This is a genomic window from Flavobacterium limnosediminis JC2902 (assembly GCF_000498535.1).
In the GTDB taxonomy this organism is placed as follows: domain Bacteria; phylum Bacteroidota; class Bacteroidia; order Flavobacteriales; family Flavobacteriaceae; genus Flavobacterium; species Flavobacterium limnosediminis.
Genome location: NZ_AVGG01000017.1, coordinates 1 through 14194, shown reverse-complemented (window position 1 = coordinate 14194; position 14194 = coordinate 1). Strand labels below are relative to the sequence as shown.

At 38.8% G+C, this 14194-nt stretch carries 8 protein-coding genes and 1 tRNA gene; 7 read left to right on the top strand and 2 right to left on the bottom strand.

Translation table 11 applies throughout. From position 1 onward, the window contains the following. The first annotated feature begins 30 nt into the window (after positions 1 to 30). Entirely contained in the window at positions 31 to 309 is a 279-nt protein-coding gene (locus tag FLJC2902T_RS10970; protein ID WP_023579860.1) for an HU family DNA-binding protein, read from the top strand. 115 nt (positions 310 to 424) lie between these two features. Next, complete coding sequence (locus tag FLJC2902T_RS10965) at positions 425 to 985, top strand: YqgE/AlgH family protein (RefSeq protein ID WP_023579859.1); 561 nt, start codon at positions 425 to 427, stop codon at positions 983 to 985. On the opposite strand, the gene FLJC2902T_RS10960 is transcribed toward FLJC2902T_RS10965, so the two are convergent. Next, positions 982 to 1821 (bottom strand): aminotransferase class IV, encoded by an 840-nt coding sequence (locus tag FLJC2902T_RS10960; protein WP_023579858.1) that lies wholly within the window; start codon positions 1819 to 1821, stop codon positions 982 to 984. The two genes, FLJC2902T_RS10965 and FLJC2902T_RS10960, sit on opposite strands and share 4 nt — an antisense overlap. Positions 1822 to 1871: 50 nt before the next feature. Next, a complete protein-coding gene (locus FLJC2902T_RS10955; protein ID WP_035678480.1) occupies positions 1872 to 2264 on the bottom strand; it encodes an START-like domain-containing protein in 393 nt (130 codons plus the stop codon). A 164-nt stretch (positions 2265 to 2428) separates the two neighbouring features. On the opposite strand from FLJC2902T_RS10955, the gene FLJC2902T_RS10950 reads away from it, so the two are divergent. The 5 genes from FLJC2902T_RS10950 to FLJC2902T_RS10935 form a co-directional block, all read left to right on the top strand. After that, positions 2429 to 2502: transfer RNA gene (locus FLJC2902T_RS10950), tRNA-Met, on the top strand. Between the two features lie 85 nt (positions 2503 to 2587). Continuing rightward, entirely contained in the window at positions 2588 to 2797 is a 210-nt protein-coding gene (locus tag FLJC2902T_RS16060; protein WP_081712558.1) for a T9SS type A sorting domain-containing protein, read from the top strand. Between the two features lie 355 nt (positions 2798 to 3152). After that, entirely contained in the window at positions 3153 to 8168 is a 5016-nt protein-coding gene (locus tag FLJC2902T_RS10945) for a LamG-like jellyroll fold domain-containing protein (protein WP_035678433.1), read from the top strand. Between the two features lie 405 nt (positions 8169 to 8573). Further along, on the top strand, positions 8574 to 13526 hold the full coding sequence (locus FLJC2902T_RS10940; RefSeq protein WP_023579853.1) for a LamG-like jellyroll fold domain-containing protein: 4953 nt from the start codon (positions 8574 to 8576) through the stop codon (positions 13524 to 13526). A gap of 316 nt (positions 13527 to 13842) precedes the next feature. After that, positions 13843 to 14194, top strand: a 352-nt coding sequence (locus tag FLJC2902T_RS10935; RefSeq protein WP_035678430.1) for a hypothetical protein, incomplete at its 3' end; no start/stop codon positions are given.

Here is a 14194-nt window from a genome sequence, read left to right as displayed (position 1 = left end):
TAATTAATCAATCCATTAATAACTATTATTATGAACAAATCAGAATTAATCGATGCAATCGCTGCTGACGCAGGTATTACTAAAGCAGCTGCTAAATTAGCTTTAGAGTCTTTCTTAAACAATGTAGAAGGAACTTTAACAAAAGGTGGAAGAGTATCATTAGTAGGTTTTGGTTCTTGGTCAGTATCTCAAAGAGCTGCAAGAGAAGGAAGAAACCCTCAAACAGGAAAAACTATCAAAATTGCTGCTAAAAATGTAGTGAAATTTAAAGCAGGAGCTGAGCTAGAAGGTTCTTTAAACAAAAAATAGTCTATCCCGCTTAAAAAATACAGCCTCGCAATAGCGAGGCTTTTTTACATTTCAACGATTTTATTTTGCTTGGATAGGTATTTTTTTCTAAATTTAATTCTAAACTCGCAGGAAGATGATATCAGTTAAACCTAAAAAAGGAAATTTGCTTGTAGCAGAACCTTCAATTATCGGAGATTTATCTTTTAACAGATCTGTGGTCCTGCTTGCAGACCACAATACAGAAGGATCTGTTGGATTTATTTTGAACAAGCCCTTGCAGTATACCATCCATGATCTGATTCCTGAAATTAATGCCAATTTCAAAATTTATAATGGCGGTCCTGTAGAACAAGACAACTTGTACTTTATCCACAACATCCCTGAACTGATTCCGAACAGCATCGAAATTTCGAACGGCATCTATTGGGGCGGAGATTTTGAACACACCAAAAACCTTATCAACGAAGGAAAAATAAAAAGAACCAATATTCGCTTTTTTTTAGGCTATACAGGATGGGAATCCCACCAATTGGAAGACGAACTCGAAGAAAACTCCTGGATTGTCTCCAAAAACAGCTATCAGAACAAAATTATCGGAAAATCAACCACTCACTTCTGGAAAGAAAAAATCATGGAACAGGGCGGCGATTATTTAATTTGGTCTAATGCACCGGAAAATCCGATCTTGAACTAACCCAGGCGTACTTGTGCGTTAAGCTTCTTTAGCAATCCTGCAGCAAATTCAGTTTTGTACTCTTTTTTACGGTATTTGGTGATCGGCTGAATACCCTTTATGACATTTGTCAAAAACAACTCATCGGCTTTTTGCAAATCAAAAGGAGAAATCGACTCCTCTACCACTTCCAAACCTTCCATTTTTAGTGCTATAGCTAAGATTTGTTTTCGCATTACCCCATTTAAACAACCATCCGAGACCGGAGGCGTAACCAATTTAGATCCGATTAACATAAACAAATTACTCTGAAGCGCTTCTACCACATTCCTCTCGTCGTTCATTAAAAGACAGTTTTCATAACCATTTTCATACGCAAAAATGCTTCCGGTAATCTGAACCAATTTATTATTACTTTTAATGGAAGACAACAATTGTTTGGTTACATAAAAATCTTTAAACAATTCCACCTCATAGGCTTTAGAATCAAAAGAATACATAGCCACCTCGAGAGGCTCAACAGCAACAATGAATTCAACATCATTGGTTGTCGGAAGATAAAATCCGCCCGGCTTGCGAAAAACAGAGAATCGAACCCGAAATGACGGGGAGACACCCATTTCGCGAACCAGATTCAAAATTTGTTCCTCGAAATACTCTAAGGTAAAATTCATAGGAATCTCCATACGAACAATACGCATGGAAGCCATTAGCCTAAAGTAATGATCTTCAAGAAACAATACTTTACCATCCAACACTTTAATAGTTTCAAAAACAGCATCTCCATAAAGAAAACCCCTGTTCTGATGCAACGTAATTTCCGAATTACTTACTAATGACCCGTTATAATTAATCATAAAAAAACCCCGATTTAATCGGGGCAAATATAGGTTATAAAAATGACTTTTTAAACGGAACCGATAACATGTTTTAAATCGGAAATCTGGTTTTCCCAAAGCATTTTTGCTTCCGACAAATCATCTTCTTCGGCGAAATCTACAATCATCAAGGAAACATCTTTGGTTATTTCGTCTTCCAGAATCCGCAATTCGAAATAATAATCACCATCCTTATTATTCTCGTCAATCCATCGAAACTTAACTTTTTCCCCTGTTTTCTTGGAAGCAAGACGCGCTTTCTCTTCTGAATCATTCCAGATAAAAGTAAAAAACTCTCCTCGGGAATTCACATTATCAGCAAACCATTCTGACAATCCTGAAGGTGTTGAGATGTATTGATATAATAATTGGGGCGATGACATGATGGGAAACTCTAATTCGTATCTTACTTTACCTTCCATATTTGCAATAAATTTTCCTGAAATATATAGCATTTACCTTAATAAAAAAAAGAAAAAAAAGAAAAAAAAGAAAAAATATTTTTTTTTCAAAATATATTTGGAAGCTATAATTTAAGTCTTATATTTGCACCCGCATTCAGCAAGGATGTACAACCGAAAAAAATGGCGAGGTAGCTCAGTCGGTTAGAGCGCAGGATTCATAACCCTGAGGTCACGGGTTCAACTCCCGTCTTCGCTACAAAAGGCAAAACCCTAACTAATCAAATAGTTAGGGTTTTTTACTATTTACACTTCCCCACAACTTTTAGACTTGATCCAATAATATCCTGAATATCAAAAATACTATTTTGGACACCAGAATAGAGTCTGTGCATCTATTCAATATTTTAGGACAATCGATTACAAAATGGAATGTGGCAGATGAAGAACAGAAAAATATTAAAATTCCTGTGGAACACATTCGTTCCGAAACCTATGTTGTAAAACCGAAAACATCCGATGGCTCATTCAGTAAAAAAGTAATCATCCGATAAAACGATTCTCCAAAAAGGAAGGGAGGCTGTCTGATAGGCGGCCTTCTTTTTTTATACAATAACATCATCCTAAATATACAAAAATCACCACATCTGTCACTCATAACCGATACTCTTCAAGTCAAAACCAGAAAACCGTCATTTCTCGCTTCAAACAATTCTTACCAACTTTCCTTTCAATATCTATTTTTTTGTAAGATATTTATTTAAAAAATAACAAATCCGCAACTAACCGTGACAAAAAGATTTACAACAAAAAAATTGTTATTTTATTGATAAACTAACAATTAAACACTTTTGTTAAAATATTTTAATTATTTTAGCAATAATTCTAATCTTTAATACCCCCAATATTATGAATAGAAAATCTACTCTATCTATTTATTACCTACTATGTGTTTTCACATGCTTTTTAAGTTCTGCAACTTTACGATCCCAAACACTTCTCTCCTATCAAGGATTTGACAGTACCCCTCAGGATGTTTGGTCGTACACAAACACTTTAAACGACGGCACAATTGCTGTTAACACTGCTGCTTTTGTATCTACTCCAAACTCATTACGTTTTACAGGATCAGACAACGGAGGATCAAGTGACCCTTATATAACATTTTCCAATGCAAACTTAAGCGGTTACGCCAATAACTTCATAAGCCTTTCATTCTATTCAGACGGATCACCGGATGACAATGACAATTTGACCCTAGAAGTTTCGTACGACGGCGGAGCAAATTATCTGACTCAAGCAACATTGGTGTACGGCAAAAACTCAGGAGACAATTTATCATTCTCACATACCGCAATAGCCGGAACTAGCGTAGGCTCTCCCTACGTCTTTAGCATACCCAGTGGCATGACACAGGTAATGTTAAGGGTGCGCTTTGACGAAGCCAACAACAAAGACAACACCTCTGATTACTATCATATTGATAATATAAGCCTGTATGGAACCCCGATCGAAAATTCCATTACCGTTACAGGACTATCAAACAACCCTGTCCTTCATAATTCATCAGCCTCAACCACAAACGGAACCAATTTCGGACAAACACAAGTTGGATTAGCCCCAGTCACCCGAAATTTTACCATAAAAAACATAGGCTTGAATACAATCAATTTAACCGGAACACCTTTGGTTAATATTATTGGAAGTACCGATTTTACAGTTACCGCATTACCAACAACTCCTATTAACGGCCTACTTTCAACTTCATTCCAAATCTCCTTTAATCCGAGCTCTGCAGGCTTAAAAACCGCTCAGGTTTCCATTGCCAGTAATGACGCTGATGAAAATCCTTATATCTTCGAAATAAAAGGAGAATCTATTCAGACTTTTTATGACAGTGATAATGATGGAATTTTAGATAATATCGATATAGACGATGACAATGACGGCATCAAAGACAGTACGGAAGAAACCAATTGCAATTTAGCCAATGGCCCAAAAGTAAATTACAAATTTCTAAACGAAACTTTCGGTTCCGGAACAAGAACCACAATCAACACCACTTACGATGCAATAACAACTTATTGCTATGAAAACGGATCCACTGGTGAAACCAACACCACAGAATGTCCTAATCTAAACACTGCTGATTTAAATGACGGTAAATACACCGTTGGTCCATCTGCTCAAATAGCTTCCTGGGCTCCGTCATACTGGTACATGGGTGGCGATCATACCGGAAACCCAAACGGTCGTATGGCCATTTTTAATGCCTCCTACACACCTGGCATTTTTTATACTGCAACAATTACCGGAGCATTACCAAATATCCCTATCACTTATAGCTTCTGGGTTTTGAATATCGACCGAACTGACGCACCAAGTATCGCAACCCGTTTAAGACCGGATGTAAGGGTGGAATTCCGCGACATGAATGACAACCTGATTACCTTCATTGAAACAGGTGACATTCCCCCGACCACAGCGGGTAATCTGGCCGGTAACTGGTACAATTTCACTTCAAATCTAAACCTTAACGTAAGTGCTTTTAAAGTGATTTTCATCAATAACGAAACTGGAGGAACCGGAAACGACCTAGCACTTGACGATATCTTAATATCGCAAACTTTATGTGATTTAGATAGTGATGGTGTGGCCGATGTTTTCGATTTGGATGCTGACAATGATGGCATTGAGGATATAATTGAAGCAGGTCTGGGCAATTTAAGCAACGGAAAAGGACGATTCGACACAGCATGGACTGATGGCAACGGTAACGGTCTTCACGACAGCGCCGAAGCTTTAACCATAGTGGATTCCGATGGGGATGGAGCGCCAAACTACATAGATTTAGATAGCGATAACGACAGTGTTTTCGATGTGGATGAATCCTGGGCGGGAAACATTCACGCTTATGCCGGTTATGAAAACGGAGACGGAGACATTAACGGTGATGGTGTTGGTGACGGACCCGAATCGGAAACTTTCAGAAACAAAGACACTAACGGAGACGGAATTACCGAAGGATTTGGTGACGGGATTCTGGACATCTATGATTACGACTTCAATTCGTACGGAAATATTGATCAAGGCTTGAACACAGCTCCTTTTCTAAACTATGTTAAAGATACGGATGGTGACGGTATTCCGGATTATCTGGATGTAAAATCAGACGGAACCAATTTCGATATTTCATTAGGACTTTACACTACTCTAGACGGAAATAATAATGGTATCATTGACGGTACTTCCGACATCGATCATGATGGCATATTGGATGCTTTCGATACCGATACAACAATATTCGGTTCTCCAAGAAATCTTGAACGCAAGCTGTACCTTGATTTTGACGGAAGAAACGATTATGCAACCGATGCAAATGTTATATCCGGATGGCCAAATGCCACATTAATGGCCTGGGTAAACATAAACAGTTTATTTTCAACAGAAGGCGTTATTGCAGGTCAGAACCAATTTAAACTAAGCATTGATGATTCAAAAAGACTTCAGGTAACCGCAAACGGAGCAACATTACGCTACAACACTCCTTTAAATGATTCACAATGGATTCACACCGCTGCGGTTTTTGAAGGAACCAACGGACTGCTGAAACTGTACGTTAATGGAGAAATGGTAATGAGTACGACAACATCCGGAAACATTTCTGCTGATGCTTCGCTGTTAACTGTCGGAAAAAACCCTATTGCCAATGACACATTTTTCAAGGGTAAAATAGACGAAGTGCGTTTATTCAACAGTGCTTTAACCGATTCCGATTTACAGAAAATGGTATATCAGGAAATCAAAAACAATTCCGGAGTTGTGAGAGGTGAAATTGTCCCTAAAAACATAACAGGTCTTTCATGGACAAATTTAATCCGTTATTACAGAATGGACAATTACAAGGATGATGTGATTGACAACCACGCAACAGCAACAATTGACACAGCGCCGGGAGCACGAATTTATAATGTAAAGACAATCAAATCCCAACAAGCCCCAATGCCTTTTATTACCGAACAGGCCGGAAGTTTTTCAACAGCTGCAAATTCTGTATCTAAACAAATCAGAGGTTTGGACGTTACTGATTACGACTGGACGATTATTCAGGTGAATCACAATATCAATTCCACTGAAAATCACACTAATTTGGGTATGTTTATTAACCCTGCGGCAACCGTTGAAATCAACAACGACAGCAAACTTCAAAACGAATGGTATTTAAAATTAGACGGAAAAATTGATTTACAGGGGCGTTCGCAACTGGTTCAGACAATCGACAGTGATTTGGACCCTTCAAGTACGGGAGTATTGGAAAGAGACCAACAAGGAACCGGCAACAGATACAATTATAATTACTGGTCTTCACCGGTTAGTACTGAAGCAACTGCTAATGCTGTCAATACCGGCTTTACGGTAAATAATGTATTAAGAGATGGCACCAATCCATTAGCTCCACAACCAATTACCTGGATAGGAGGCTATGACGGCTCGGCTAATCCGATGCGTTTGGCAAGATACTGGCTTTTCAAATTCACCAATCTGAGTCCACTTTATGCGAACTGGCAACGTATTACTGAAAACACAGCTCTTCAGACAGGCCAGGTTTTTACGATGAAAGGAAGTGGAATAGCAATTGCTCCTGCCATTAACACCCAAAATTATGTATTTAAGGGAAAACCAAACAATGGTTTGATCAATCATGCGGGAATTCAGGTGGCAGCAAACAATCAAAGTTTAATCGGAAATCCCTATCCTTCTGCTTTAGATGCCAATGAGTTCATAACCGATAATTTAGCCGCAACCACTGGAACATTATATTTCTGGGAACATTATCCTACCAACAACACGCATGTTTTAAGAGGTTATCAGGGAGGCTATGCCGCACTCAATTTAGTTGGAGGGACCACTCCGGTTTCTCCCACTGAAATCAGCGGTCTTGGATCAAGTAGCAGAATCCCCGGAAGATTTATCCCGGTAGGCCAAGGGTTCTTTGTAAAAGGAAATACAACAGGAGGACAACTTATTTTCCAAAACAGTCAACGCAAATTCGTCAAAGAAGACGACACTGATTCGAACATCATGTTTAAAAATAGAGATACTAATTCCAAAGAGACTGCCAGCGGGTCACAACCTGATCATACAAATAATAATGCCGACAATCGCAATCACGATCATGATAACGATGACGATGACGACGATGACTCTTCACAAAATGAAGATTTCAAAAAAATCAGACTTGGTTTTACAGGTGTAACAAACCTTCACCGCCAACTGCTACTGGGCTTCATGAAAAGAAATGCTGATGCCGGTTTTAATTTTGGCTATGATGGTGAAATACTGGATACACAATCAAGTGATATGTATTTCCCATTAGAAGGCAAAAAATTGCAAATTCAGGGTGTTGGCTCCTTTAACATCAATTCCATCTATCCACTGACTGTAATAAATGAAACCCCAGGTACCGTAAAATTCATGATTGACGACCTTGAAAACTTCAGGGGCAATCAACGCATTTACATTCATGACAATCTGACAAACATTTACCACGACATAAGTGATTCCATACTTCAATTATCCCTTCCGTCAGGGGAAATAGCATCCCGATTCACATTGCGATTCCGTCAGCAAAAATCGAAAGCTTCAGATAGCAAAGTACAGCAAAATCCCTACAATGTTTTTTATAACAGCGACACGGCACGAATTCAGATCTACAACCCTAACAAAACAGAAACAATAACAGACACCATAACAGAAATAACTTTATTTTCGATTCTTGGTCAGAAAATAAAAACCATAAATACCGAAACCGAAAACCAGCAACTGATAGAAATTCCCAAAGCAAACCTAAGTACGGGAATATACATAGTACAGTTAAAGACAGCGAATTCGAAAATTCACAGCGAAAAAATCAGTATCAAATAATTTAAAGCCCCGATAATTTCGGGGCTTTTTAATTGTGTCTCCGTATTCTGAAACAAAAAAAGTAAAATCGTACAATTAATAAAATATAATTTTAAAAACCCGAATAAGCAGTTCACCGAATGTTAAAGTCAATTCATCGAAAATTCGCACATTTTTATCCTCTCCAAATTTTAATTAATTAGTTTTAAGCATATTAATTCAGAAAAAACATCAATATGGACGAAGACTACTCATTTTTATTTTAAATGCTCCAACAAGTATAAAAACTACTAATTGATAAAAAGTAAACACGAATTAAATGCCCTTAATTCATGCTTACCGTCTTGGTCAAACCTACTTTATTAATTGTTTTTTTGAGTTAATCAGATAATGAAAAAGTTATTTGTTTAATCAAAAAAGTGGATTATGAAAAGAAAAAATACCCTAACTATTTACCACCTACTGCTAATCGTTGCCTTCTTTTTTTTAGGCTGTTTGACATCCCAATCCCAAACACTTATTACCTACCAGGGATTTGACAGTACACCTTCAGATGTGTGGCCCTATACAAACACTTTAAACACAGGTACAATTGCGACTTATTCTACTACTTTTGTATCTTCCCCAAATTCATTGCGTCTTACAGGATCAAACAACTCGGGGGGAGGTGGCCCGTCAAACAACGATCCCTACATCACATTTGACAATGTAAACATAAGTGCATATACCAACTGTTATATAACACTCTCCTTTTCATCAGACGGATCGCCGGTTGACAAAGACGATTTGTATTTAGATGTCTCATACGATAATGGAAGCACATATAATTCAGCTAACTCAATAAAGTTAATCGATGGTAAAAATGATACCAGTGATAATCTTGGTTTTTCTCATGTTGCCTCAACCGGAAATACGCAAGGTTCTCCATATACATTTAATATTCCCAACGGTACTACGCAAGTAAAAATAAAAATTCGTTTTGATGAAGATAACGGTGAAAACAACACCACGCACCACTATCTGATTGATAATGTAAGTCTTTACGGAACTATTAACAGTTCCATTACCATAACCGGATTATCCAATAATACGGTTGCACACAATTCGCTGGCTTCAACCACAAACGGCACCGATTTTGGACAGACGCAAATCGCAGCATCCCCGGTTCTTCGAAATTTCACCATTAAAAACATTGGGTCAAGCACAATTAACCTAACCGGATCACCCTTGGTAAACATAATCGGAAGCACTGACTTTTCAGTTACTTCATTGCCCATAACTCCAATTAACACTTCAGGCTCAACTACGTTTCAAATCACTTTTAACCCCAGCTCAATAGGAACAAAATCTGCTCAGATTTCCATTGCCAGCAATGACACGGATGAAAACCCCTATGTTTTCGCAATAACCGGACAGGGTATCCAGACCTTCTACGATAGTGACAACGACGGCCTGCTGGACAACGTGGATATTGACGACGATAATGATGGTATAAGAGATAGCGTTGAAGAAAACAATTGCCTCTTAGCTAATGGTCCTAAAGTGAATTACAAATTTTTAAACGAAACTTTCGGAACAGGAACAAGAACAACTATCAACACCACATACAATGCCACAACCACTTATTGCTATGAAAACGGATCTACGGGAGAACCTAACACTCCACAATGCCCGGATTTAAGTTCCGCGGATTTGAACGACGGAAAGTATACTGTAGGCGCATCCGCACAAATAGCATCTTGGGCAGCTTCCTACTGGCATATGGGTGGTGATCATACAGGAGATACTAACGGACGAATGGCTATTTTTAATGCTTCGTACACTCCGGGAGTTTTTTATACCGCAACCATTACAGGGGCATTGCCCAATATTCCAATCTCTTATAGTTTCTGGGTTTTAAATTTAGACCGAACAAATGCACCAGGAATAGCTACCCGCCTAAGACCGGATGTGAGAGTGGAATTCCGAGACATGAGCAACAACCTGATTACCTTCATTGAAACAGGAGACATCCCCCCGACAACTGCAGGTAATCTTGCCGGTGACTGGTACAACTTCACCTCAAACCTAACCCTTAACGTAAGCGCTTTTAAAGTAATATTCATTAATAACGAAACCGGTGGTGCAGGAAATGACCTGGCACTTGATGACATCTTAATATCACAAACTTTATGCGATTTAGACGGTGATGGTGTGGCTGATGTATTTGATTTAGATTCCGATAACGATGGGATTGAAGACATACTTGAAGTTGGGCTGGGACACCTGAGCAATGGAAAAGGGAGATTTGATGTTGCCTGGTCCGATGCTAATACAAACGGTCTGCACGATAGTGTCGAAGCTTTAACATTACTGGATTCTGATGGTGACGGCGCTCCAAATTACATGGATTTAGACAGCGATAACGACAGCGTTTTTGATGTTGATGAATCATGGGCAGGAAATATTAATGCCTACGCAGGGTATGAAAACGGGGACGGCGACATCAATGGTGACGGTGTTGGTGACGGTCCTGAATCCGAAACTTTCAGAAACAAAGACACCAACGGAGACGGAATCACAGAAGGATATGGTGACGGAGTATTAGACATTTATGATTATGCCTTCAATTCGTACGGTAATCTCGACCAAGGGAGTACTGTGGCACCATTCTTAAACTACGTTAAAGACACGGATGGTGACGGAATACATGATTATATGGATGTAAAATCAAATGGCACTGATTTCGATATTTCGCTCGGACTTTACGCAAGTCTTGACGCAAATAACAATGGTATCATAGACGGAACAGCCGATATAGATCATGACGGAATCCTAGATGCTTTCGACACCAATACTGCTAAATTCGGATCTCCGAGAAATCTTGAACGCAAACTACTTCTCGATTTTGACGGCAGAAACGATTATGCCACTGATGTCAATCTGACAAACAATTTATCCAACGCCACCTTAATGGCCTGGATAAATATTAACAGCGCATTTACATCTGAAGGTGTAATTGTGGGGCAAAATAATTTCCAGTTGAAAGTGAACAATTCCGAAAACCTTCAGGCTGTAGTTAAATCTTCGACACTTACAGCTGCAACCCCATTAGTAACTTCACAATGGATACATGTTGCAGTATCATACAACGGCACTACAGGTATCGGAAAATTATATGTAAACGGACAAGCTGTAGCTACCACTACCCTTTCCGGCAATTTGGGAGCTGACACTTCCCTGTTCACCATAGGTAAAAATCCGGCTTCAAGCAGTAATTTCTTTAAAGGAAAAATCGATGAAGTACGCCTTTTCAATGTTGCTTTAAGCGATACTGATTTACAGAAAATGATTTATCAGGAAATCAAAAACAATTCCGGTATCGTGAGAGGTGAAATTGTTCCTAAGGACATAACCGGTCTGTCATGGACTAACATGATCCGCTACTTCAGAATGGATAACTATAAAGACGATGTGATAGACAATCATGCAACAGCAACAATTGACATTGCGCCCGGAGCGAGAATTTATAACGTAAAAACAATCAATACCCAACAAGCCCCAATGCCTTTTATCACAGAACAGGACGGAAGTTTTTCCACTGCGGCAAATTCTGTCACCAAACAGATCAGAGGCTTGGATGTGACCGACAACAATTGGGCTATCATACAAGTCAACCACAATATCAATTCCACATCAAACCATACCAATTTGGGAATGTTTGTGGCTCCGTCCGTACTTGTTGAGATTAACAACGACAGCAAACTTCAGAACGAATGGTATTTGAAATTAGACGGAAAAATAGATTTACAGGGACGTTCACAACTGGTTCAGACTGCCGACAGCGATTTAGACCCGGCAAGTACAGGAGAACTGGAAAGGGATCAACAGGGAACTGGTAACAAATTCAATTACAATTACTGGTCTTCTCCGGTAAGCACACAAGCGAGCACAACTTCGAACAATACCGGATTCACCGTAAATAACGTCTTAAGGGACGGTACAAATCCGTTGTCACCACAGCCTATCTCCTGGATAGGTGGCTATGACGGTTCGGCAAATCCGATGCGTCTGGCAAGATACTGGCTTTTCAAATTCACCAATCTGAGTCCGGTATACGCAAACTGGCAACGGATAAATGAAAACACGCTTCTTCAAACCGGTCAGGCCTTTACCATGAAAGGAAGCGGAATTGCAGTTGCGCCTGCCATAAACACCCAAAATTATGTATTCAAAGGGAAGCCAAATAATGGTTTGATTAATAATGTGGAAATTCAGGTGGCGGCAAACAATCAAAATTTGGTAGGAAACCCTTACCCTTCTGCATTGGATGCCAATGAATTCATAACCGACAACTTAGCCGGAACAACAGGAGCATTATATTTCTGGGAGCATTATCCTTCCAACAACACCCATGTTTTAGCGGGGTACCAGGGTGGATACGCGGTCCGAAATTTAGTTGGCGGAACCATTCCTGTTTCACCGGCCCTTATTAGTGGTTTGGGCTCAAGTTTAAGAATCCCGGGAAGATTTATTCCGGTTGGACAAGGCTTTTTTATCAAAGGGAATTTAGTCGGGGGACAGCTTGTATATAAGAACAGTCAACGCAAATTTATTAAAGAGGACAATATCGATTCCAACATTATGTTCAGAACCAATGAAACCGAAAACAATAATAACAACAATAATGATGATGTTGTTGAAAACGATACTTTCGGGAAAATCAGACTTGGGTTTACAGGAGTCACAAACCTGCACCGTCAATTGTTGCTTGGTTTCATGAACGAGAATGCCGATGACAATTTCAATTTGGGTTACGATGCAGAAGTATTAGATATACAAACCAACGACATGTATTTTCAATTGGGTGACAGAAAACTGCTGATTCAGGGTGTGGGTCATTTCAATACAGCACGAATTATTCCGCTGACCATTCAATCGAGTACAGCCGGAACAGTTAAATTTATGATTGACGGGATTGAAAATTTTGACAACGGGCAACCGATTTATATCTATGATAAAGTTACAGACAGCTATCACGACATCCGAAATCACATTTTTGAATTGTGGCTTCCGGCTGGCACCACTGCATCCCGCTTTACATTGCGTTTCACTCAGGAAACCTTATCTGTTGATGACATTGCGCAAGCGGATTCCTTCAACATTTTCTACAATGCTAACACAGAGCAGATTCAAATTAGTAATCAACTTAAAAATGACATCATTACCGAAGTAACCTTATTTTCAATTCTCGGTCAGAAAATAAAAACCATAAATACCGAAAACAGAAACCAGCAACTGATAGAAATTCCCAAAACAAATCTGAGTACAGGAATATATATAGTGCAATTAAAGACCATGAACTCGAAAATTCACAGCGAAAAATTAAGTATTAAATAACCCAAAGCCCCGATTTAATCGGGGCTAATAATTTATAAAGAGTTCTAAGTCTGTAAAAAACGAACTAATGCAATTAAAAAATATAGTTTTCAAAAACAGTGAGCGTAGTTCATCGAACGTAAAAACCAATTCATCGAAAAGCATTCATCAACGGTACAACAATAAAAATTAAATAAGTAGCTTTAAATACTATTCCAAAAAACAAAGCCTTTAAGGGTTAAAACACGTAGAATTCAAAGTTCTCTAAATTATTTTCCCAAAAACCAAGGTTCCTATACAAATAATAACAATTTGTCTAACGCAAACCTTGAGGATCATGAAAAAAAGCTACTTTTTTGGATTCCTGTTTTTACTTTATATACAATATGGATTTAGTCAAAACTGCGCAGCTGGTTTTACACTATCTTCAAATGTTTCATCAGTATGCTCGGGCGATGCTGTTGTTATTACTTTGAGTGGTAGCCAAAGTGGATATAGTTACGAAATTATATCAGGAGGATCAGTATTAGATGCTGTTTCTGGCAATAATAATCCTATCAGTTTTACAGTCAATCCTACAACTCAAACAACATATGATGTCAAAGTCGTTGGATGTTCAAATCCTTACGACTCAATAACCATTGATATCATTCCGACTCCAAACATCACTTTGAGTTCCGCTGCCGCCA